At 75.3% G+C, this 20,257-nt stretch carries 25 protein-coding genes; 12 read left to right on the top strand and 13 right to left on the bottom strand.

The features are described from left to right. Positions 1 to 28 precede the first annotated feature (28 nt). On the bottom strand, positions 29 to 484 hold the full coding sequence (locus OF117_RS19755) for a MarR family winged helix-turn-helix transcriptional regulator (RefSeq protein ID WP_263554562.1): 456 nt from the start codon (positions 482 to 484) through the stop codon (positions 29 to 31). Positions 485 to 563: 79 nt separating this feature from the next. On the opposite strand from OF117_RS19755, the gene OF117_RS19760 reads away from it, so the two are divergent. Continuing rightward, complete coding sequence (locus OF117_RS19760) at positions 564 to 1,058, top strand: cupin domain-containing protein (protein WP_263554563.1); 495 nt, start codon at positions 564 to 566, stop codon at positions 1,056 to 1,058. Positions 1,059 to 1,142: 84 nt separating this feature from the next. Here the strand turns inward: OF117_RS19760 and OF117_RS19765 are convergent, their stop codons facing one another. The 4 genes from OF117_RS19765 to OF117_RS19780 all read right to left on the bottom strand — a co-directional run bounded on the left by OF117_RS19765 (position 1,143) and on the right by OF117_RS19780 (position 3,569). Continuing rightward, positions 1,143 to 1,361, bottom strand: coding sequence for a three-helix bundle dimerization domain-containing protein (locus OF117_RS19765; protein ID WP_263554564.1), 219 nt, complete (start codon positions 1,359 to 1,361; stop codon positions 1,143 to 1,145). A gap of 256 nt (positions 1,362 to 1,617) precedes the next feature. Beyond that, positions 1,618 to 2,043 carry a DUF1801 domain-containing protein gene (locus OF117_RS19770; RefSeq protein WP_263554565.1) on the bottom strand — a complete coding sequence of 142 codons (426 nt, stop codon included), beginning with the start codon at positions 2,041 to 2,043 and terminating at the stop codon, positions 1,618 to 1,620. A gap of 149 nt (positions 2,044 to 2,192) precedes the next feature. Beyond that, positions 2,193 to 2,792 (bottom strand): class I SAM-dependent methyltransferase, encoded by a 600-nt coding sequence (locus OF117_RS19775; RefSeq protein WP_263554566.1) that lies wholly within the window; start codon positions 2,790 to 2,792, stop codon positions 2,193 to 2,195. A 27-nt stretch (positions 2,793 to 2,819) separates the two neighbouring features. Then, entirely contained in the window at positions 2,820 to 3,569 is a 750-nt protein-coding gene (locus tag OF117_RS19780; protein WP_263554567.1) for an SDR family NAD(P)-dependent oxidoreductase, read from the bottom strand. A gap of 143 nt (positions 3,570 to 3,712) precedes the next feature. On the opposite strand from OF117_RS19780, the gene OF117_RS19785 reads away from it, so the two are divergent. Then, a complete protein-coding gene (locus tag OF117_RS19785) occupies positions 3,713 to 4,783 on the top strand; it encodes a winged helix DNA-binding domain-containing protein (RefSeq protein WP_263554568.1) in 1,071 nt (356 codons plus the stop codon). A 40-nt stretch (positions 4,784 to 4,823) separates the two neighbouring features. Here the strand turns inward: OF117_RS19785 and OF117_RS19790 are convergent, their stop codons facing one another. From OF117_RS19790 to OF117_RS19800, 3 genes are all read right to left on the bottom strand, one after another. Further along, positions 4,824 to 5,381 (bottom strand): dihydrofolate reductase family protein, encoded by a 558-nt coding sequence (locus OF117_RS19790; protein ID WP_263554569.1) that lies wholly within the window; start codon positions 5,379 to 5,381, stop codon positions 4,824 to 4,826. A gap of 54 nt (positions 5,382 to 5,435) precedes the next feature. Continuing rightward, on the bottom strand, positions 5,436 to 6,689 hold the full coding sequence (locus tag OF117_RS19795) for a glutathionylspermidine synthase family protein (RefSeq protein WP_263554570.1): 1,254 nt from the start codon (positions 6,687 to 6,689) through the stop codon (positions 5,436 to 5,438). Between the two features lie 142 nt (positions 6,690 to 6,831). Continuing rightward, a complete protein-coding gene (locus OF117_RS19800; RefSeq protein WP_263554571.1) occupies positions 6,832 to 7,236 on the bottom strand; it encodes a hypothetical protein in 405 nt (134 codons plus the stop codon). A gap of 17 nt (positions 7,237 to 7,253) precedes the next feature. Here OF117_RS19800 and OF117_RS19805 point away from each other — a divergent pair, with 17 nt between their 5' ends. From OF117_RS19805 to OF117_RS19850, 10 genes are all read left to right on the top strand, one after another. Continuing rightward, complete coding sequence (locus tag OF117_RS19805; protein WP_263554572.1) at positions 7,254 to 7,961, top strand: formate/nitrite transporter family protein; 708 nt, start codon at positions 7,254 to 7,256, stop codon at positions 7,959 to 7,961. A gap of 322 nt (positions 7,962 to 8,283) precedes the next feature. After that, positions 8,284 to 9,159, top strand: a complete 876-nt coding sequence (locus tag OF117_RS19810; RefSeq protein WP_263554573.1) for a hypothetical protein — start codon at positions 8,284 to 8,286, stop codon at positions 9,157 to 9,159. 2 nt (positions 9,160 to 9,161) lie between these two features. Beyond that, positions 9,162 to 9,683, top strand: coding sequence for a phage holin family protein (locus OF117_RS19815; protein WP_263554574.1), 522 nt, complete (start codon positions 9,162 to 9,164; stop codon positions 9,681 to 9,683). Positions 9,684 to 9,711: 28 nt separating this feature from the next. Continuing rightward, the gene (locus tag OF117_RS19820; protein WP_263554575.1) at positions 9,712 to 10,347 is read left to right on the top strand and encodes a DUF3618 domain-containing protein; all 636 of its coding nucleotides are present in this window, start codon (positions 9,712 to 9,714) and stop codon (positions 10,345 to 10,347) included. Positions 10,348 to 10,560: 213 nt separating this feature from the next. Then, positions 10,561 to 10,998: a response regulator transcription factor gene (locus OF117_RS19825; RefSeq protein WP_263554576.1), complete on the top strand. Its 438-nt coding sequence runs from the start codon at positions 10,561 to 10,563 to the stop codon at positions 10,996 to 10,998. Next, positions 10,995 to 12,701, top strand: coding sequence for a sensor histidine kinase (locus OF117_RS19830; RefSeq protein ID WP_263554577.1), 1,707 nt, complete (start codon positions 10,995 to 10,997; stop codon positions 12,699 to 12,701). The genes OF117_RS19825 and OF117_RS19830 overlap by 4 nt, the downstream gene beginning before the upstream one ends. A 166-nt stretch (positions 12,702 to 12,867) precedes the next feature. After that, positions 12,868 to 13,488 carry a CalY family protein gene (locus OF117_RS19835; RefSeq protein ID WP_263554578.1) on the top strand — a complete coding sequence of 207 codons (621 nt, stop codon included), beginning with the start codon at positions 12,868 to 12,870 and terminating at the stop codon, positions 13,486 to 13,488. 52 nt (positions 13,489 to 13,540) lie between these two features. Then, positions 13,541 to 14,212 (top strand): signal peptidase I, encoded by a 672-nt coding sequence (locus OF117_RS19840; RefSeq protein ID WP_263554579.1) that lies wholly within the window; start codon positions 13,541 to 13,543, stop codon positions 14,210 to 14,212. Further along, the gene (locus tag OF117_RS19845; RefSeq protein WP_263554580.1) at positions 14,209 to 14,766 is read left to right on the top strand and encodes a hypothetical protein; all 558 of its coding nucleotides are present in this window, start codon (positions 14,209 to 14,211) and stop codon (positions 14,764 to 14,766) included. The genes OF117_RS19840 and OF117_RS19845 overlap by 4 nt, the downstream gene beginning before the upstream one ends. Then, the gene (locus tag OF117_RS19850; RefSeq protein ID WP_263554581.1) at positions 14,760 to 15,434 is read left to right on the top strand and encodes a response regulator; all 675 of its coding nucleotides are present in this window, start codon (positions 14,760 to 14,762) and stop codon (positions 15,432 to 15,434) included. Before OF117_RS19845 ends, OF117_RS19850 begins: the two co-directional genes overlap by 7 nt. Before the next feature lie 50 nt (positions 15,435 to 15,484). On the opposite strand, the gene OF117_RS19855 is transcribed toward OF117_RS19850, so the two are convergent. The 5 genes from OF117_RS19855 to OF117_RS19875 all read right to left on the bottom strand — a co-directional run bounded on the left by OF117_RS19855 (position 15,485) and on the right by OF117_RS19875 (position 20,212). After that, entirely contained in the window at positions 15,485 to 16,192 is a 708-nt protein-coding gene (locus OF117_RS19855; protein WP_263554582.1) for a response regulator transcription factor, read from the bottom strand. A gap of 191 nt (positions 16,193 to 16,383) precedes the next feature. After that, on the bottom strand, positions 16,384 to 17,172 hold the full coding sequence (locus tag OF117_RS19860; RefSeq protein ID WP_263554583.1) for an isocitrate lyase/phosphoenolpyruvate mutase family protein: 789 nt from the start codon (positions 17,170 to 17,172) through the stop codon (positions 16,384 to 16,386). Positions 17,173 to 17,331: 159 nt separating this feature from the next. Then, on the bottom strand, positions 17,332 to 18,294 hold the full coding sequence (locus tag OF117_RS19865; protein WP_263554584.1) for an ABC transporter substrate-binding protein: 963 nt from the start codon (positions 18,292 to 18,294) through the stop codon (positions 17,332 to 17,334). Next, positions 18,291 to 19,139: an ABC transporter ATP-binding protein gene (locus tag OF117_RS19870; protein ID WP_263554585.1), complete on the bottom strand. Its 849-nt coding sequence runs from the start codon at positions 19,137 to 19,139 to the stop codon at positions 18,291 to 18,293. The genes OF117_RS19865 and OF117_RS19870 overlap by 4 nt, the downstream gene beginning before the upstream one ends. Continuing rightward, positions 19,136 to 20,212, bottom strand: coding sequence for a FecCD family ABC transporter permease (locus OF117_RS19875; protein ID WP_263554586.1), 1,077 nt, complete (start codon positions 20,210 to 20,212; stop codon positions 19,136 to 19,138). The genes OF117_RS19870 and OF117_RS19875 overlap by 4 nt, the downstream gene beginning before the upstream one ends. Positions 20,213 to 20,257 lie beyond the last annotated feature (45 nt).

A 20,257-nucleotide genomic window follows, 5' to 3' on the forward strand; every position in this document is an offset into this window, starting at 1 on the left:
ATCCGGGCGCCGACGCAGCCGACCGCGTTCAGCGGAGGTGCTCGGCCGCGAACCGGCGGACGAGCTTCGTCAGCGAGGAGCGCAGCGCGCGCGCTTCGGCTCCGCCGAGGTGGTCGATCCACTGCTCGTCGAGATCGCGCAGCGCCCCCCGGGCGACGTCGACCAGCTGCTCGCCCTTGGCGGTCAGCGCCACGAGCTTCGCCCGGCCGTCCGCCGGATCGGGCCGCCGCTGGAGGTAGCCGCGCTGCTCCAGCGCCGCGCACAGCTCCCCCATGGCCTGTTTGGTGATCCGCATCCGGGCTGCCATCTCCGTGATCCTCGAGCCACCGGGGTCGAGTGCGTCGAAGACCGCGCCGTGCGCGCGGGTGACATCGGTGTAGCCCGCGTCCTTCAGTGCACGGTCGATCGCGTCGGGCAGCACTCGGTTGACGACGTCGACCAGCAGCGGCAGCGGGTAGGCGCTGAGTCCCTCCGAATCCATCATCCAGTAAGGCTCCTTGACTAGTCGGTCAGGACACCTTACCTTGCTACTAGACAGGGATCCTTACCGATTGGAGCCGGCCATGCCGCCCGTCGCCCCCACCCGAGCCCACCACCGGCGAGCCCGCCCGGGCGCGAGCTGGTGGTACCTCGGCTGCCTGGTCACCCCACTCGCGGAGGCAGCGCACACGGGTGGTCGGCTCTCGGCGGTCGAGGCCGTCGTCCCGGGTGGGCTCTCGGTGCCGATGCACGTGCACGGGCGCGAGGACGAGGCGTTCTTCGTCACGGACGGCGCGATCCGGATCACCGTCGGCGGCGAGGCCGTGGAGGCGTCGGAGGGCACGTTCGTCTGGATGCCGCGGGCGGTGCCGCACGGCTTCGAGGTGCTCAGCCGACAGGCCACGGCGCTCATCCTCTGCACACCGGGCGGGCACCTGGAACGGATGTTCGCGCCGTTCAGCGAGCCGGCCTCGGAGCTGGTGCTCCCACCCCCACCCGCGGACCCGCCGATGGCCGACATCCTGGCGCTCGACCTCGAGCTCGGCGTGGAGTACCCCGGGCCCCCGGCGGGCTCCTGAGCACGGCCCGGTCGCGGAGCACCTTCGTCGTGCTCGATGCGGTGGGCGTCGGGTCGGCCGGTGCGCGGTCCGCGCCCGGGGCTATCAGACCGAGGCGAGGCGGTGGCGGGCCAGCCGCTCCACCAGCTCGGGGATGGCGTCGACCGGCACGCCGCTCAGGTCGGTGCGGCAGGTCTGCACGGTGCGGCGGATGAACTGCCGTTCGAGGCGGTCGCGGAACTCCGCTTCGAGGCGGGCGATGGCGAGGTCGACAGAGGGGTCACCGGTGAGCTCGGGGCGCGGAACGAGGAGGTCCGACGTCATCGAGTTCCTTCTGTGCGTAGCGCGCGGGCGCTGGGCGGTGGCGGGCGCTGTTGACCCAGTACGTGCCGGAAGGCTGGTCTCCCGACCGGTGCACTCACTGCCGGGAGCCCGCTCAGCTTCTCTGCTGTGGCTGCTGGGACACCAGGGTCCTTGGTCCCGGGACGGCTGCCGAGGGTGCCCGCGCCTCGACGCAGCGTGCGCTGCGTCCCACCGGGAGGCCCGGGAGGCGCGGCGAGCCGTCGTCCCGTGGCGGCTCTCAGGCGCCGGAGTAGGCGTTCGTGCCGCCGTTGGTCGCGGCCACGGCGTCGCGGACCAACCGGTCGAGCTCGACCGTGTCGACCCGGTCGAGCGAGGTGAACCGGATGCAGCTGCGGCCGCACGACACCTGGCCCAGCCGCTCGGCCCGGGCCTCGGCGAGGTAGGCCCCGTCGACGACCGCGCACACGTACACCGACAGGTGCCGCTTCTGCGCGGCCAGGGCGATGAGGGGCCAGGAGGTCTCCTCCTTGGCCGACTTCGGCTTGTAGGGCATCAACCCGTAGCCGAGCATCCGCCCCGAGCCGACCGGCACGAGCTGGCGGTCGATGCCCGGTGCCGCGGCCATGATCAGCGCGTCGACGCACCGCAGCTCCCCCTCGCGCGGGCCCGCGGCGGCGAACCAGGCGTCGAGCTCCTCCGACATGCCGGGCTCCTCTCAGGTCAGCAGGAGGGACAGCACCGTCGCTCCCGCGGCCAGCAGCATCGCGACCACCACGACCGAGGCCACCAGGCGCCGCCGGCGGTCGGCCCGCGGGCCGTCGGCCCCACCCATCCCCCACACGCTTGCGCACGCTACGCCGGGCGGCCGGCGCTCCCGGCGGGACGCCGACCCCACAGCAGGGTGTCGAGCGCGGTGCCGGCCGGCGTTCCGCGGCGCACCTGCTCGAACCGGTCGACGTCGAGCCGTGCGGCCACCGGGGCGAGCCGCTCGACGCTGTGCAGGATGGCCGGGTCCTGGGGCCCGCCGACTCCGTGCGCCACGTTGTCGACGTCGTGGCCGAGCACCAGCAGCCGGCCGCCCGGCCGCAGCCACGAGACGGCCCGGTCGAGCACGGCCAGCGTGGCCGGGAGGTCCAGGTGCAGGTAGGCGACCAGCACCAGGTCGAGCGACGACGCCGCGGCGTCCCAGGCGGAGACGTCGGCGGTCACCCAGGTCACGCCGCCCGCGTCCGGCTGCGCGCGGCCGCGGGCCAGCCCCACGTCGCTGAAGTCGACGGCGGTCACCCGCCAGCCGCGGGCGGCCAGCCACAGCGCGTGCCGGCCCTCCCCCGCCGCCAGGTCGACCGCGTCGCCCGGCAGCAGCCCGCCCAGCAGCTCCGCGACCAGCGCGTTGGGTCCGGACGACCACTGCCGCTGCGCGCGGTAGCGCTCGTCCCAGTCCTCCGCCCGCACGCCGGCCATGGTGCCGAGCCGCCGGGCTCAGCGCATCGCCATCCCGCCGGCCACGTTCAGCGCGTCCCCGGTCAGGTAGTCCGAGTCGCTCGACGCGAGGAACACCGCCGCCCGCGCGACGTCGCCCGGCTCGGCGAGCCGGCCCAGCGGCGAGTGCGCCGAGAGCGCGGCCAGCCGGGCAGGCAGCCGCTCGGCCGCGTCCAGCTCCTCCGGCACGACCCCCGGGCACAGGCAGTTGACCGTGATGCCGTGCGGGCCGAGCTCGTGCGCGGCCGCCGTCGTCAGTGCCATCACCGCGGCTCGGCAGGCCGCGTAGTGGGCGGGTGCACGGTCGCCCGCGAGGCTCGCGCCGGCCACGTTGATGACCTTGCCGGGGCAGTCGGACGACGGGGTGCGGAAGCCGATCATGGCGCGGGCGGCGATCTGCGTCGTCAGCAGCATCGACCGCGTCTGCATCGCGAAGGGCTCCACCACGTCGGCCGGCTCGACCTCCAGGAGCGAGGCGAACCGGGCGATGCCCGGGTTGTTGACCAGAACGTCGATGCGCCCCAGGTGGGCGATCGCCTTCTCCATCGTCTCGCGGACGTCGGTGGGGTCCTGCAGGTCGACCGTCCAGGCGCGGCCGTCGACCTCCACGGCGATGCGGGCGACGTCGTCCGGGTGCCGGGCGAGCACAGCGACGGTGGCGCCGTCCGCGGTGAACGCGCGGACCATCGCGGCGCCGACGCCGCGCGCGCCGCCGACGACGAGCACACGACGTCCCGACAATCGGTTCACGACGGCTCCGGAGGGGTGCGCAGGACGCGGTTCGGCGGGGAGTTCTCGCGCATCGGGGCGCCCTCTACCCCTGCGCGACGCCCGTGCACGCGGACCGGGCAGTTTTATCGACGGATGTCGGACCCGGCTGCGAGGGTGGCCGCATGACCTCGACCGCCGACATCGGGCCGCTCCGCCTGGCGGCGCAGCGGTTGGTCGGGCCGCCGGAGCCGACGGCGGCCGACGCCGTCCGGCGCCTGCTGGCCGTCCAGGCGCAGGACCTCCCCGGCGCGCTCACCTCGATCGCGCTGCGAACGGCGGGGGCGCGGCGGGACGACGTCGCGGCTGCGCTCGATTCCGGCGAGGTCGTCCGGTCCTGGCCGATGCGCGGCACCCTGCACCTGGTCGCGGCCGACGACCTGCCCTGGCTGCTCGGCCTGGTCGGCGACCGCGCGCTGGCCGGTCTCGGCAAGCGGTGGGCGAACCTCGGGCTCGACGAGGCGCAGGCCGAGCGCGCCCGTGAGCTGGCCGTCGCGGCGCTGGCCGGCGGGGGGCGGGCGCGCCGCTCCGAGCTGCTCGCGGCCATCGACGCGGGTGGCGTCGACACCGGCGGCCAGCGCGGCTACCACCTGCTCTGGTACCTCTCGCAGACCGGCACGCTCTGCCTGGGCCCCACCGACGGCGACGCGGAGCAGCGGTTCGTCCTGCTCGACGAGTGGATCCCGGCGCCGCGCCGGCTCGACCGCGACCAGGCGCTCGCCGAGCTCGCGCTGCGCTTCTTCGCGGGGCACGGCCCGGCCACCGTCGCCGACCTGGTTCGCTGGGCGGGCAGCACCGCCCGCGACGTCCGCGCCGGGCTGGCCGCCGTCCGCGACCGGCTGGCGGTCCTGGCCGTCGACGGCACCGAGTACCTCATGGATCCCGCCACGCCCGACCGGCTCGCCGCGGCGCGCGCCGAGGCCGAGGGCACGCTGCTGCTGCCCGGCTTCGACGAATTCGTGCTGGGCTACGGCGACCGCGGGGCCGTCCTGGCCCCGGAGCACGCGAACCGCATCGTGCCCGGTGGCAACGGCGTCTTCCGGCCGACCGTGGTGCACGCCGGTCGCATCGTCGCCACCTGGCGGTGGACCGGCCGCGGCGCGAACCGCGCGGTCACCACCGAGCCGTTCACCGACGTGCCCGACGACGTCGCGGCGGCGGTGCCGCGCCTGGCCGCCCGGCTGCCCGTCGCGTGAGCTGCGGGGCTGCCCGTCGCGTGAGCTGCGGGACGCCCGCTCAGCGGCGGGTCCGGTAGCGCAGGAACACCGTGCCGTCGGTGAACCGGCGCTCGTCGACGAGGCGGAGGTCGAACCGGACGCCGTCGGGCAGCGCCCGGAGACCCCCGCCCACCACGACCGGGACGACGAAGAACTGGTGCTCGTCGACCAGGCCGGCGCCCAGCGCGTGCGCGGCCAGCACCGGTCCGCCGATCACCAGGTCGGCCGAGGCGGCCTCCTTGAGCGTGCGGACGGCGTCGGGATCGAACTCCCGCTCGAGCCGCGTCCGGGCGGAGCGCACGCGGTCCAGCGTCCGGGAGTAGACGACCTTGTCGGCCGCCAGCCACAGCTCGGCGAAGTCGCGCATGTGCGGCGGCTCGTCGTCGAGCGGGAGCGTCTCCCAGGCGAGCATGACCTCGTACGTCCGGCGTCCGTAGAGGTGGGTGCCGATCGGACGGATGAGGTCGTTGAGGAAGCGGTGCACCTCGGGGTCGGGCTCGGCCCAGTCGAAGGAGCCGTGCTCGTCGGCGACGTAGCCGTCGAGCGAGCAGATGACCGAGTAGACCAGCGCACCCATGCCGCTACGACCGTCCGGACCGGCGGAAGTCGTCGGTGCCGGCGCGCGCCGGGTTCACCGGCGCCGACCCGCGCGGCGGTCGGGAACGGTGTGGTCGATCGTGTGCGGGACGAAGTAGGAGAGGTTGTCGGTGATCAGGCCGTCGCTCTCGCGGATGCCCAACCCGGCGGGCTCGCCGTCCACCACCCAGGCGCCGAGCACCGGGTGGTGCGGGCCGTCGACGCCGGCGAAGTCCGGCAGCGGGGCGAACTCCTGCACGACCCAGCCCTCCGCGCCGTACCGGCCGGGCAGTGCCGCCTCGACCGCGCCGTCGCGCACGATCGAGACGTTGGCCCCCTCGCGTCCCCACAACGGCTTGCGCACGTAGGTGCGCCAGGACGACGGCGCCTCGTCGGCGAAGTAGGCCGGCAGCAGCAGCTGGCGGAGCTCGGGATCGGTGCCGAACAGCTGCCAGAGCACCGGGAGCAATGCCTTGGTGCTCCACAGCATCTTGTAGACCGGCTCGACCCACGTGGTGCCGCCCGGCCGGGCGGAGTCGGCGAGGACGGCGGGGCCGAACTCGTCCTCCAGCAGCCACTCCCAGGGGTACAGCTTGAAGACGACGTCGAGGTGGCGGCCCTCCGGGTCGTAGAACCGCCCGTCACCGGAGTCGAGCACGATGTCCTCGACGAGCAGCTCGTGCGCGTCGTACCCGGCCTGGACGACGGTGTCCATCAGGTAGGCGACGGTCATCCGGTCCTCGCCGGAGGTCTCCTCGCTGGTCCAGGCCAGGTGCACGCGCGGGCGGACGCCGGTGCGCCGCTCCCACTTCAGCAGGTTGCGCCGCCAGGTGGTCACCAGCCGGTCGTGCAGCGCGTTCCACTGGTCGCGGCCCTGCCCGGTGAACAGGTGCCAGTTCCACTGGGTGACCGCGGCCTCCACCAGGCCGGTCGGGGTGTCGGCGTTGAACTCCAGCAGCTGCGGCGGGCCGTCGCCGTCGTAGCGCAGGTCGAACCGGCCGTAGACGCTCGGCGGCTCGCTCTCCCACGTGGCCCGGATCTGCGGCCGGGCCGCCGGCGGTATGCGCATCCGGTCGAACAGGTCGTGCGCGATGACGTGGTCACCGGCCGCCACGCACATCGAGAACAGCTGGGCGACCCAGCCCTCCAGCCGGGCCACCTCGTCGGCGGCGAAGTCGTAGAACGGCCCCTCCCGCCAGTAGCTGCGGACCTCGCCGCCGGGCACCTGGGTGCGGTTGAACACCAGGCCCTGCGCCTCGATCTCGGCCTCCCAGCCCGGCCGGACGACCCCGCCCTCGATCCGCCTCACGGGCTGCCGGACGGGATCTGCCCCCGCGCCCCGGTCGGCGGGGCGGGGGACGCCCCGTCCGGCGGGGCGGGGGGCGCGCAGGCGGCGGGGCGTGGGGCCGTGCCGGAATCCGGGAGGAGGATGGCGCGCACCGGCGGTCGGCTCAGCTGCCGGCGCCGACGCCGGCGCGGTTGCCGACGCCGCTGCCGATCCCACCGCTCACCCGGGTGCCGCCGCTCACCGTGCCGGTGCCGGGCAGCCCCGCCCGCTGGCGGGCCTGGGTGTCGGTCGGGTCGACGCGGGTGCCGCCGGGCGGCAGCGCCGTCCCCGGGGGCAGGCCGGACCGGAAGCCGCCGAGGTACAGGAAGAAGAAGCCGGCGCCGGGCCCGCGGTAGTCGTCGTCGCAGTACTCGTCGTCGACGATCTCGTCGTTCTCGTCCACGCAGTAGGCGCGCCGCTCCTCCGCTTCCTCGGCGGTGTCGCCGCCGCAGCCGGCCATGAAGCCGGTCGCCGCCGTGGCCAGCGCGGTCGTCGTCAGGGCGGCACGAACGCGGTTGCCGAACGCCACGGCTCCTCCTGCGGTCGATGGACCCCGACCTTAACGGCGCCAGGACACCGGACGGCGGCGTTCCGGTGATCTCGCTACGGTCGGACCAGCCCGAGGGGAGGCGCGATGCCCGCGAAGAAGCCACCCGAGATGGCGTCGGCCGCCGCCGAGACCGGTGCCCGGAAGACCGCCCGCAGCTGGGACCGGGTGCTCGTGAGCACCTCACGCTGGTCCTCGTCGGCAACCTGGTCGGCGCCCTCTTCGTCGCCTCCTTTCTCGCCGTTCAGTCCGGTGTCATCGGCGACGCAGCCAGCGCGTCCGGCAGCTCGGCGGCGCTCACCTTCGAGCGGCTGACCGAGATCGCCCAGGGCAAGGCGACCGGGCACACCGCCTGGGAGACGTTCCTGCGCGCCGTGGGCTGCAACTGGCTGGTCTGCCTGGCGGTGTGGATGACGCTGGCGGCCACCACCGTCTCCGGGAAGATCCTCGCGCTGTTCTTCCCGATCATGGCCTTCGTGGCCATGGGCTTCGACCACGTCGTGGCGAACATGTTCTTCCTGCCCGCGGCGATCTTCGCCGGCGTCCCCGACGTCGGCTGGGACGACACCGTGGTGAACTGGCTGATCGCCGGTGCCGGCAACCTCGTCGGCGCGGTCGTCTTCGTGGCGACGTCCTACTGGTACCTCTTCCTCAAGGACGAGCCGGCGGACGACGGGTCGGGAGCCGAGGCGCCCGAGCGGGCCTGAGCACGGCGGCTCGACCACCGGCCGCCCCCGCGCACGCGACCGGCCGACCCGGCACGCGACCGGCCGTTTCACGAACGCCCCGGCGGGGGTAGTCCCCGCCCGTCCGTGGCAGGGGCTCAACCAGGCAGCCCCGCCCCGTCACCCCGTACCAGGGGTTCCGGTCCCACCCGAGCCGCACGGATGCGCCGGGAAAGACCCGGGCCACCCCCTTCCTGCCCTCCGGCGACGGAGCGGCAGGCCCGCGCGCGCCGCTCCGACGGTCGTGTGACGGCGCACCCGCGGGGTAGCCCACGAACCGACACCTTCCGACCGAGGAGGACCGATGACGCACTCCGTCAACGCCCCGCTCCCCCCGCCGGCACCGACGACCGGCATCGACACCCCGACCACGCAGAGCACGTCCACCGGCGACGTCGCGAGGAACGAGGCCGCGAACGTCGGCCAGACGGCCCAGCAGGCCGGCGGCCAGGTCGCCTCGACCGCGGCCGACCAGGCGCGCGAGGTCGCCGCCGAGACCCAGCGGCAGGCACGCGACCTGCTCGACCAGGGCCGCTCCCAGCTGCGCGACCAGGCCGCCACCCAGCAGCAGAAGGCCGCCGGCGGGCTCGGCTCGCTGGCGCAGGAGCTGCGCAACCTGGCCGACGGCACCAGCGAGGGGGCCCCCGGTCCGGCGCGCGACCTGATCCGGCAGGCCTCCGGCAAGGTCGACGAGTTCGCCTCGTGGCTGCAGCACCGCGAGCCCGCCGACCTGCTCGACGAGGTGCGCCGCTTCGCCCGCCGCCGGCCCGGCGCCTTCCTGCTCGGTGCGGCCACCGCCGGCGTGCTCGCCGGCCGGCTGACCAGCGGGGTCAAGGCCGCGCACAGCGACTCGGGCACCGGCCGGACGACCCCGTCCACGACCCGCACCAACTACGTCGACCCGACCCCCGCCTACGCCGGGTACACCGGCACTCCGGGCGAGGTCGCCGGCGCGGGCTACACCGGCGCGACGACCGGCTACCCGACCGGTACGACGACGGCGGGCTACTCCGGCACCGTGCCGGCCGAGCCCACCACCACGGGCACCGCGCCCGGCACCGGCAGCCCGCTGCCCCCGCCGCCGTACGGCACCACGCCGCCCGCCGGCAGCGTCGTCCCGCCGACGACCCCGGCCGGCTGGGACGACGACCCCGCACGCCGCCCGGGTGAGGAGCGCTGACCGTGAGCTCTCCCTACTCCGGAGCCACGTCCGCCAGTGGCCAGACCACGGTTCCCCCGGGTGGGCCGGCGAACTATGCCGCCGACACCGGGACGACGTCGTACAGCGGCAGCATGGGCACCCCGACCACCGACGCCGGCCACCCCGACGTGGAGGGCGTCTCGGTCGGGCAGTTGATCGGTGAGGTCAGCAAGGACCTCTCCACCCTGATGCGCCAGGAGCTCGAGCTGGCCAAGGCCGAGCTCCGGGTCGAGGCCAAGAAGGCCGGGCAGGCCGCCGGCATGTTCGGTGCGGCCGGCTTCGCCGGCTACATGGTCGCGCTGTTCCTGTCGTTCGCGCTCTGGTGGGCGTTGGAGAACGTCATGGACGCCGGGCTGGCCGCGTTGATCGTCGCCCTCCTGTGGGCCGTGGTGGGCGCTGTCGCCTTCGTGCTCGGCCGCCAGAAGTTCCGGCAGGTGAACCCGAAGCCCGAGCGCACCGTCGACACCCTCCAGCAGGTGCCCGGCGCGCTGAAGCCGCACTGACCTCACCGAACCACGACTTGGAGCAGACATGACCAGCAGTGACCCGGAAGCCATCCGCCGGCAGATCGAGGACACCCGGCGAGAGCTCAGCTACGACGTCGACGCGCTCAACGAGAAGGTCAACCCGGCCCGCGTGGTGGACCGCCGGATGACGGCCACGAAGGGCCGCATCACCCGCGCCCGGGACCGGGTGATGGGCTCGGCCTCCGACACGTCGTCCACGGTGCAGGGCCGCGCCTCGGACGCGGCCTCCACCGTGCAGGACGCCGCGTCGTCGGCGGCCGGTGCCGTGCAGCAGGCTCCCGAGGCGATCACCCGCCAGACCCAGGGCAACCCGCTGGCGGCCGGGCTGATCGCCTTCGGCGTCGGCTGGCTGGTGTCGAGCCTGCTGCCAGCCTCGCAGAAGGAGCAGGAGCTGGCCCAGCAGGCCGAGGCGGCTGTGCGGGAGCACAGGGACACGCTGATCGAGCCGGCCAAGCAGGCCGCGCAGGAGATCGGCGAGGAGCTGAAGCCGGCGGCCCAGCAGGCCGCTCAGGAGGTCAAGGCCACCGCCCAGGAGGCGACCTCCACCGTGGCGGAGGAGGGGCGGTCGGCCGCCCAGGACGTCCAGGCCCAGGCCCAGCAGTCCCGGGAGACGGTGCAGAGCCACTCGTCGCGCAGCTGACGCTCCCCGCCCGATCCGCTCCACGGCGCCCCGCCGGCCCCGGCCGGCGGGGCGCCGTGCTGTCCGCGACCTCCCGGGTGGCCGGTGGCGCTCGCACCCGATCGGGTGACCCCGACCCGGGCAGGGGTGCAGGCCGCGGGCCGGGGCGCCGTCCTCGTCGGGGACGACGCCAGCCGTTCCGCGCCCGCGGGACCTGTCCCGACGGGAGCCGAAGTGGACACCGGAGTGACCCCCGTCGCGCCGCGGGTGCTGGTCGCCGACGACGAGGACGACGTCCGCGGGCTGGTCGACCTGGCGGTCGGCCGGGCCGGGTGCACGCTCGTGGCGTCGGTCGCCGACGGGCCGGCCGCCCTCGCCACCGCCCGCGCGCAGCGACCCGACCTGGCGGTGCTCGACGTCTCGATGCCCGGCTCCACCGGCCTGGAGGTGTGCACCGCGCTGCGCGCCGACCCGGCGACCGCCGGCGTCCGGGTGCTGCTGCTCTCCGCCGGTGCCTCCCCCGACGACGTGGCCCGCGGCCTGGCTGCGGGCGCCGACGCCTACCTCGCCAAGCCCTTCTCCGTGGCCGAGCTGGTCCGCGCAGTGCGCGGGCTGTCCACCGCGCCGCCGCGGACCGCCGGGTCCCGGCCGACCGCGGGGCTGCCGGCATGACCGCCGCCGTCCTGCCCCGGCCGGTTCCCGACGGTGCGCCGTCCCCGGTCCGGCCCCGCCCGGGCTCCGCGCCGGACGACCTCCCGACGCTCATCGGCTTCGCCCTGGCCGCGGTGCTGCTGGCCGTCGGGGCGCTCCCGGTGGTCGACGTCCTCTTCGTCCTGACCGGCCTCCTCGTCGCCGTCCTCGGCCGGCTCGCCGGGCTGGCCTCGCCGGCCGGCTCGCCGCGGAGGTGGCTGCCGGGACCGGCGGCCGCCCTGGCCGGCGCCGCGCTCCTGCACGCGGGCACCGGATCGGCGGTGACCCTGCTCCTCCTGACCGGCCCGGTCGCCGCGCTGGCCGGCGGGGCCGGCCGGCGCGGTGCCCTCGCGGGCGCGGCGGGCGCCGCGCTCGCGGCCATGGCGCCCGGCCTGCTCACCGGCGCCCCCGTCGGGCTCGCCGTGCCCCTGCTGGCGACGGCCGGCGCCGCGGCCGCCGGCTTCGCCGTCGCCGATCTCGCCGCCCTGCAGCGCAGCCGCGACGCGGAGCTCGACGTGGCCACCCGCATGCTCGCCGCCCGCGCCCGCACGATGACCAGCGTCATCGACGCCGTCACCGAGCAGTCGATCATCGGCACCGACGTCGACGGCGTCGTCCGGGTGTGGAACCCCGGCGCGGAACGGCTGCTGGGCCTGCCCCGGCACGAGGTGGTGCGCGGGCGGTCGATCGTCGACTTCCACCTGTCCGAGGAGCTCGCCGCCGCGGCCGAGGCGGCCGGCACGGCGCCCGGCCTGGCCGCGCTGGTGCACGCCGCGCAGGAGAACGGCAGCGACGTCCGCGACTGGACCTACGTGGCCGCCGACGGCAGCCGGCGCACCGTCTCGGTCGCGATCACCCCGCGCACCGACGACCGGGGCGAGCACGCGGGCTGGAACTTCGTCGGCACCGACATGACCGAGGCCCGCGCCACCGAGCGGCTCAAGGACCAGTTCGTCAGCCTGATCAGCCACGAGCTGCGCACTCCGCTCAGCTCCATCCTGGGCTACCTGGAGTTGGTGCTCGACGAGGACGCCGACCCGCTCACCGACGAGCAGCGGCAGTTCCTCACCACCGTCGAGCGCAACGCGCACCGGCTGCAGCGGCTGGTCGGCGACCTGCTGTTCACTGCCCAGGTCGAGGCGGGCCGGTTCACCCTCCAACCCGCGGACGTGGACCTGGCCGGGGTGGTCCGCGCCGCCGAGGAGACCGCCCGCGTCACCGCGGCGGCCGGTGGGGTGGAGCTGGTCGTCGCCGTCCCGGACGACGGCCTGGTCGTGCGCGGCGATGCCGTCCGGCTGGGCCAGGCCTGCGACAACCTGGTCTTCAACGCCGTGAAGTTCACGCCGCCCGGCGGCCGGGTGACCCTGTCGCTGCGGGCCGGGTGGCGGGCCGCCGACGGGCGGGTCGTCGACGGGCGGGTCGTCGACGACCCGGGGTCCGACGGCGAGCCGGTTGCCGTCCTGTCGGTGCGCGACACCGGCGTGGGCATCCCGGCCGGCGAGCAGAAGGAGCTGTTCACCCGCTTCTTCCGCGCCTCGACCGCGCGGCGCAACGCCGTCCCCGGGGTCGGCCTCGGCCTCACCATCACCAAGGCGATCACCACGGCGCACGGCGGCACGATCGAGGTCGACAGCGCCGAGGGCGAGGGCACCACCTTCACGCTCGTCCTGCCCGCCGCGCGCTGACCGACCGCGCACTGACCGACCGCCTCCCACGGCGGGATGCGCGGACATCGCGCACACCTTGCGGATTCCTTGCGGAACGCGAGCGGGTCCCCTGCGGTAAGGCCTCCAGAGTCGTCCCTGTCGCCGGGAGCCCCCGGTGGCGGAGATCGACCCAGGAGACGCAGACATGAGCACCACCCGCCTCGCCGCCAGCTCGACCGCCACCAAGGTCGTCGGCTCGCTCGCCGTCCTCGGCACCGCCGCCGCCGTCGCCGGCCTCGGCACCTACGGCACCTTCACCGACAGCACCACCCCGGTCGAGACCTCGGTCGCCTCCGGCACCCTGAACATCGACCTCACCGCCCCGAACGCCGGCATCCCGCTGAAGGTGGCCGGCTTCGTGCCCGGCGACGTGATGACCCGCACCGTCGACCTGAAGAACACCGGCGACGTCGCGATGTCGTCGGTCAGCCTGACCACCGCGGTCACCTCGCCGGCCAATGTGCTCACCTCGGACGGCGTCAACGGCCTCCAGCTGAGCGTCGCCTCCTGCTCCGTGCCGTGGGCGCAGGGCGGTACCGCCGAGGCGCCGACCTTCACCTGCTCGGGCGTCCGTCAGGACCTGGCCGGCGGCCAGCTGACCAATATCTTCAAGCTGTCGAACCCGGCCAGCCTGAACCCCGGCGGCGTCGACCACATCGCCTACTCCATCTCGCTGCCGACCACGGCGGGGAACGAGTTCCAGGGCAAGTCCGCCGCGATGACGCTCACCTTCACCGGTGTGCAGCGCACCGGCTCGGCCCGCTGAGCCGCTGACCGACCGCTGACCGACCGCTGACGACAGGTTCGGAGAACCCGCCATGACCGCCTCTCTCCTGGTCCGCCGCCCGGGGGCAGCCGTCGCGCTGCCCCCGGTGGAGGCCCCCGCCTCCGCGGCCCGCCGCGGGGCCGGGCTCGCCCGCCGCGTGGCGGCGCGCACCCTGCCCTGGCTGGTCCGCGGGCTGGTGGGCTCGGCGATCGTGGCCTTCGCCGCCCTGGCCGTCGGCCCGCACGTCCTCGGCTACCGCACGATGACGATGCTGACCGCGAGCATGTCGCCGGTGATCGACCCGGGCGACATCACGATCGTGACCCCCGTCGCCGTCGACGACGTGACCGAGGGCATGGTCATCGCCTACAACATCCCGATCGACGACCACCAGGTCGTCACCCACCGCGTCATCTCGGTCGAGCGCGACGCCGCCGGCGTCGTGACCGTGCAGACCAAGGGCGACGCGAACGAGGCGGTCGACCCGTGGCGGGCCGCACTGCAGGGCGACACCGCCTGGCAGGTGCGGGCCGTCGTCCCCGAGGTCGGCCACGCCATCCAGGCCCTGCGCGGCCCGCTCGTGGCCGAGCTGCTCCGCTACGGCGCCCCGGCGCTGCTGGCCGGCTGGCTGCTGCTGGCCATCTGGCGGCCCGCCCGCGGTGAGTCCGCCGCGGACGCCGCCGAGGCCGCCGGCACCGCGACCGACGAGGAGGTCCGGCCGTGACCGCCGCCCGCCGCACCCTGGCGCTCGTCCTGCTCACCATGGCGATCATGGTCGGCGCCGCGCTGCCGGCCTCGGCCGAGTTCGCCGCCGTCCGCCCGGGCCCGCAGCTCGGGGTCGACACCTACACCGTCGCCCCGCCCACCGGCGTCCTGGTCACCAAGTCGCAGTGCTACCTGACCACGACGACGCGCGAGGTCAAGACGACCGGCCTGACGACCAGCGTGACGATCACCTCGCGGACCGAGCCGACCGAGACGGTGGTCTTCGACGAGACCACCGCGACGGTTGGCAACACGACCACGACCACCACCCGCACGACCCGGCTCGACGTGGGTCTCCGGTGGACGGCGAGCGCCTCCAAGGGCGTCGTCGGCTACGCCGTCGTCGCCCACGCGCCCGGTGCCAGCGGCGCCATCGACTCGACCGTCGGCACCACCTGGAACGAGCGCGTCGACGCCCGCTACCTCGGCTACACCCCCACCCTCGCCGTCCGCACGCTCACCAGCTACGGCTGGACGGCGGACTCCGCCCAGACGGGAGCCCTGACGTGCTGACCGCCCTCGTCGTCGACGACGAAGCCGACGCCCGCACCGAGATCGCCGGCCTGCTCCGGCTCAGCGGCTGGCAGGTCCGCGAAGCCGCCGACGCCGCCGAGGCCCTCCGCCAGTCCCTCTACAGCGACCCCGACCTGGTGGTCACCGACCAGGCCATGCCCGGCGCCAGCGGCACCGCGATGCTGCACCGCCTGCGCCGCCGCGGCTCCCGCGCCCGCTTCGTCGTCATCACCCAGGACGGCTCCGCCGACGTCCGGGAGGAGTCCGCCGCCGCCGGCGCGGAAGCCTGCCTGGTCAAGCCGGTCGGACCGCAGGTCCTGATGAACTTCCTGCACAGCCGCGCCACGGGGGCCGCTGTGCAGGAGACCCCGTCGGAGATCCGCGAGATCGACGACCTGCACGACGCCGACATCGAGGCCGAGATGCAGGACCGGCTCGAGGAGATGTACGCCGCGGCGCTGCCCGGCCGGCTCGCCGCGATCGTCGACGGCGCCCGGTTCGGCAACACCCGGGCCGTCGTCGCCGCCGCGGACTCCCTGGCCGGCACCAGCGGCCAGCTCGGCCACCCCGACGTCGCCGCGGTGTGCCGGTCGATCGCTGCCGACGCCCGGCGTGGCGTGCTCGCCCACGCGCGGGTGGCCGAGCTCGAGGCCCTGGCCCGCGACTGACCCAGCGGAGTGGATCCGTGCGCGTCACGCGCAACGGATCCACTCCGCTTTCAGGCGACCAGGCGGTAGCCGACCCCACGGACCGTCTTGATCTCCGGCGAGCTGAGTCCGGCCGCGTGCAGCTTGCGCCGCAGGTTGGACATGTGCGCCTCGACCAGCCGGACGCTGCCCTCCCAGTCGGTCTGCCAGACCTCGCGCAGCAGCGTCTCGCGCTGCAGCACCCGGCCGGGGCGGGAGGCCAGCGCGGCGAGCAGGTCGAACTCGGTGCGGGTCAGGTCGACGACCTCGCCGTCCACCCGGACCTCGCGGCTGTCCTCGTCGACCTCCAGCTCGGCCAGGCGGCGCACCGCGTCGGGAGCGGCAGCGGGGGCGGGTGCGGGCGCGGGCGCGGTGCGCGGGAAGCGCAGCATCGCCTGCACCCGCGCGACCAGCTCGCGGGGCGAGAACGGCTTGGCCATGTAGCCGTCGGCTCCGACAGCCAGACCGATGAGCAGGTCGACCTCCTCGGCGCGGGCGGTCAGCATGAGCACGTAGCAGGCGGTCTCGGCGCGCACCTGGCGGCACACCTCCGTGCCGTCGGCGTCGGGCAGCCCCAGGTCCAGGACGATGAGGTCCGGCGGCTGCCGGCGCACCTCGTCGAGGCACGCGGCCCCCGATCCGACGGCCCGGACGTCGAAGCCGGCCCTGCGCAGCACGGTGCACACCAGCTCGCGGATCTCGTCGGTGTCCTCCACCACGAGCACGCTCTGCTCGGCCACCGTTCCCCTCCTCGTACCGGCCGCCGGGCACGCCGGCGGGCTCGTCACCTGACCGGGTGATCGGCACGGAGGAGGTCCGCGGCAAGCCGTTCGGGCCACCGCCCACCCCCGAAGGGTGAGCCGCCCCAGGCTCCGGCGCCGCCGTCCACGACAGCCGGACCGACGCCGTCACCGGTCCGGCCTCACCAGCCTCAGTTCAGCCGGCGAGTGCCCTCCGGCAGCGAGCCACCGGCCACCAGCGCGGCGGCCGCGTCCTGCAGCGCCGTGAGGGCGACGCACTGGCTGAAGGGGCCGGCCGAGACCCGGGTGACCCCGAGCTCCGCCAGCTCGCGCACCGACGGCGAGAGGCGCGGCACGGTGAGAACGGACAGCCGACCCCGCCCGAGCCCGTCGACCAGGGTGGCGATCTCCTCGCGGGTGACCGCGCCGGGGACGAAGACGACCGGTGCGCCGGCGTCCAGGTAGGCCCGGCACCGGCGGACCGCCTCCTCGAGGGCGGCACCCCGGTCGGCCGTCCCGCTGGCACCGCGGCCGAGCATCGCGTCGGTGCGGGCGTTGAGCACGAAGTCGATCCCGGCGTCCCGGCCGGCGGCGAGCACCGCCTCGACCGCGGCGACCGCCTCGTCCAGCGGGCGCATCCCGTCCTCCAGGTTGCCGCCGACGGCTCCGGCCTCGATCGCCCGCCGCGCGGTCCCACCGGGGTCCCCGTAGCCGGCCTCGAAGTCCATGGTCACCGGCAGGTCCACGGCGGCGGCGATGCGGGCGACCACGTCGAGGTGCAGGTCGAGCGGGATGTGCTCGCCGTCCTCGTAGCCGAACATCGCGGCGATCGAGTGGCTCGCGGTGGCGATGGCCCGGACACCGTCGGTCGCGGCGACCACCGTGGCCGACACGACGTCCCACACGTTGGGCAGCACCAGGATCTCCGGCGCGGTGTGCAGGTCGAGCAGCGTGCGGGCGCGGGCGGCGAGGTCGGGCACGGCGGCGAACCTAGTCGTCGACCGGAGCGGGGAGCGCACGGCGGTCGCCGTCCGCCGGCCACGGGCCTCGCCGTGCGGTGGCCGGCCTCCTCCTGCAGCACGAGGTCGGGCCCCGCATCGTGAGGACGGCCTGAGGGCGGCGGCGCCCGACGGCCGCGGTCAGCCGAGCTCGGCCGACAGGCGCTCGACGATGAGCGACGCGGCGGTGGGACCGATGCCGGTGTAGAAGACGTCGTCCTCCACGGGGATCGCACGGCCCTCCTGGACGGCGCTCAGCCGCGACCACAGCGGGCCGGCGACGACGGCGTCCGCACCGGACTCGCCGCTGGAACCGTAGGAGCTGTACAGCACGACGTCGGCGTCGGCGAGGTCCAGCTGCTCCGGGCTGAGCTCGGTGAACGCCGGGTACTCGCCCTCGGTGAACCCCGTCAGCGTCACGCCGATGTCGCCGAGCACGGTGCCGATGAACGACTCCGGCGAGTAGGCGCGGATCGAGCCCTGCACGAAGCGCAGCGGGCTGACCGTGGTGGCGGCCGGGTCGCCGATCGCCTCGCCGAGGGCGGTGGCCGCCTGCTGGTACTCCGCGAGCACGGCGTCGGCCTCGGTCTCCATGCCCAGCGCCTCGGCGGCCAGGCCGACGTTGTCCTTCCACGGAGCGCCGACGTACTCGGCGAAGACCGTGGGCGCGATCTGCGCCAGCTCGTCGTAGAGGTCCTCGTGGCGGACCTGGTTCGACAGGATCAGGTCCGGGCCCAGCGCCGCGATCGCCTCCAGGTCGGGTTCGCCGATGGTGCCGACCTGCTCGACGCCCTCGGCCGGCTCCTGCAGGTAGGACAGGAAGCCGGTCGCGACGTCGGTGGTCACCGCGCCGACCGGCGTCACGCCGAGGGCGACCACCGAGTCGAGCTCGCCGGTGTCGAGGACGACGACCCGCTCGGGCTCGGCGGGGATCTCGGTCGAGCCCATGGCGTGCTCCACCGTCCGCGGGAACTCGTCGGCGGACGCCCCGGACGCCCCGGACGCCCCGGACGCCGCGGCGGGTTCCGCGTCGCCCGCTCCCCCGCAGGCGGCCAGGGGCAGCGCGGCGGCGAGGACGACGGCGGCGGTGCGGGTGCGGATCACGGGGCTCCTCCGGACGGGGTGGCGGCCCACCGGGAATGGCGGGTGCCGATGGGGACGACGAGGACGCCGTCGGACACGGGGTCGGGCAGCACGGCCGCGGACAGGCCGAACACCTCCGACAGCAACTCCGGTGTGATCACCTCGCGCGGCGGGCCCTGGGCGACGATCCGGCCGTCGCGCATGGCGACGAGGTGGTCGGCGTAGCGCGCGGCCAGCGACAGGTCGTGCAGGACCATGACGACGGTGCGCCCGCGGTCGTGGTGCAGCTGGTCGACCAGGTCCAGGACGTCGACAGCGTGCGCGAGGTCCAGGTGGGTGGTCGGCTCGTCGAGCAGCAGCAGGTCGGTGCCCTGGGCCAGCGCCATCGCGATCCAGGCGCGCTGCCGCTGACCGCCGGAGAGCGCGTCGACCGGGCGGTCGGCGAGGTCGAGCACGCCGGTCCAGGTCATCGCCTCGGCCACCACGGCCTCGTCGTCGCGCGACCACTGCCGGAACCACGCCTGGTGCGGGTGCCGGCCGCGGGCGACGAGGTCGGCGACGGTCAGCCCCTCGGGGGCGACCGGCGTCTGGGGCAGCATGCCCAGCGTGCGGGCCACCTCGCGGGTGGGCAGCCGGTCGATCCGCCGTCCGTCGAGCAGCACCTCACCGCCCTGCGGGCGCAGCAGTCGGCCCAGCGCGCGCAGCAGGGTCGACTTGCCGCAGCCGTTGGGGCCGATGACCGCGGTGATGCCCCGGTCGACGACGTCGAGGTCGAGGTGCTCGACCACCACGCGGTCGCCGTAGCCGAGGGTCAGGTCGCGGGCGACGAGCCGGCCGGCGCGGGCGCCGTCGGCGAGAGCGGTCATGCGTCGAGCCTCCGGGTGCGGCGGGCGAGCAGGGAGAGCAGGTACGGGGCGCCGACGGCGGCGGTCACGATGCCGACCGGCAGCTCGACGGGCAGCACCGTGCGGGCGACGACGTCGCCGCCGACGACCAGGACGGCGCCGACCAGGCCGCCGGCGAACACGGGCGGCCCCGCCGAGCGGACCAGCCGTAGCGCCACCTGGGGCGCGATGAGCGCGACGAAGGCCAGCGGCCCGGCGGCCGCGACGGCGACCGAGGCGAGCAGGACGGCGATCGCGAGCAGCGCCGCCTGGCCGGCCTGCAGCCGGACGCCGAGCGCGCGGGCGCTGTCCTCGCCCAGGCGCAGCGCCGACAGCGTCGCCCCGCCGGTCAGGGCCAGCAGCGCGCTGCCGCCGACCGCGAGCAAGACCGGCACCACGTGCTCCCAGCCGCGGCCGTTGAGGCTGCCGGTGAGCCACACCGTCGCCTGCGCGGCCTGCGTGATGTCGGCGACGATCAGCAGGTAGGACGTCGACGAGGTGAGCAGCGCCGCGAGCGCGATGCCGACGAGCACCAGCCGGAAGCCGTCGACGCCGCGGCGCCAGGCGAGCAGGTACATGGCGGTGGCCGTCAGCAGCCCGCCCAGCAACGCCGCCAGCGGCAGCCCGACGAGGGCGAGCGCGCCGCCGAGCACGCCGCCGCCGAGCACGATGAGCGCGACCGCGCCGACGCTCGCGCCCGCGGTGATGCCGAGCAGATCCGGGCTGGCCAGCGGGTTGCGGGCGACCGACTGCAGGATCGCCCCGGACATGCCGAGCGCGGCACCGACCAGCAGGGCGGTCAGCGCACGCGGCAGGCGGAGCTCGACGACGACGAAGCGGTCGGCCTGCCCGCCTCCGCCGAGCACGATGCGCAGCACGTCGAGGACGCCGATCGGGTAGTCGCCCCGGCCGACGTCGACCGCGGCGAGCAGCAGCGCGACGACCGCGAGCACCGCCGGCACGAGCACCGCGCGCGGGCGCCACACGGCCGAGACCGGGCCGACCCGCACCGCCCGCCGTCCCGGCACGCCCGGCGCGACCGTGGCGGCGCTCACCGAGCCCGCCGTCGGACGTGGCCGTGTCCGGCGCTCGGACGTGGT

Source organism: Geodermatophilus sp. YIM 151500 (genome assembly GCF_025716945.1).
GTDB lineage: Bacteria > Actinomycetota > Actinomycetes > Mycobacteriales > Geodermatophilaceae > YIM-151500.

Coding starts and splice junctions, on each gene's coding strand:
- OF117_RS19755 (WP_263554562.1), bottom strand. CDS start 484: ATGATGGATTCGGAGGGACTCAGCGCCTACCCGCTGCCGCTGCTGGTC.
- OF117_RS19760 (WP_263554563.1), top strand. CDS start 564: ATGCCGCCCGTCGCCCCCACCCGAGCCCACCACCGGCGAGCCCGCCCG.
- OF117_RS19765 (WP_263554564.1), bottom strand. CDS start 1,361: ATGACGTCGGACCTCCTCGTTCCGCGCCCCGAGCTCACCGGTGACCCC.
- OF117_RS19770 (WP_263554565.1), bottom strand. CDS start 2,043: ATGTCGGAGGAGCTCGACGCCTGGTTCGCCGCCGCGGGCCCGCGCGAG.
- OF117_RS19785 (WP_263554568.1), top strand. CDS start 3,713: ATGACCTCGACCGCCGACATCGGGCCGCTCCGCCTGGCGGCGCAGCGG.
- OF117_RS19790 (WP_263554569.1), bottom strand. CDS start 5,381: ATGGGTGCGCTGGTCTACTCGGTCATCTGCTCGCTCGACGGCTACGTC.
- OF117_RS19805 (WP_263554572.1), top strand. CDS start 7,254: ATGGACCCCGACCTTAACGGCGCCAGGACACCGGACGGCGGCGTTCCG.
- OF117_RS19810 (WP_263554573.1), top strand. CDS start 8,284: ATGACGCACTCCGTCAACGCCCCGCTCCCCCCGCCGGCACCGACGACC.
- OF117_RS19820 (WP_263554575.1), top strand. CDS start 9,712: ATGACCAGCAGTGACCCGGAAGCCATCCGCCGGCAGATCGAGGACACC.
- OF117_RS19830 (WP_263554577.1), top strand. CDS start 10,995: ATGACCGCCGCCGTCCTGCCCCGGCCGGTTCCCGACGGTGCGCCGTCC.
- OF117_RS19835 (WP_263554578.1), top strand. CDS start 12,868: ATGAGCACCACCCGCCTCGCCGCCAGCTCGACCGCCACCAAGGTCGTC.
- OF117_RS19840 (WP_263554579.1), top strand. CDS start 13,541: ATGACCGCCTCTCTCCTGGTCCGCCGCCCGGGGGCAGCCGTCGCGCTG.
- OF117_RS19870 (WP_263554585.1), bottom strand. CDS start 19,139: ATGACCGCTCTCGCCGACGGCGCCCGCGCCGGCCGGCTCGTCGCCCGC.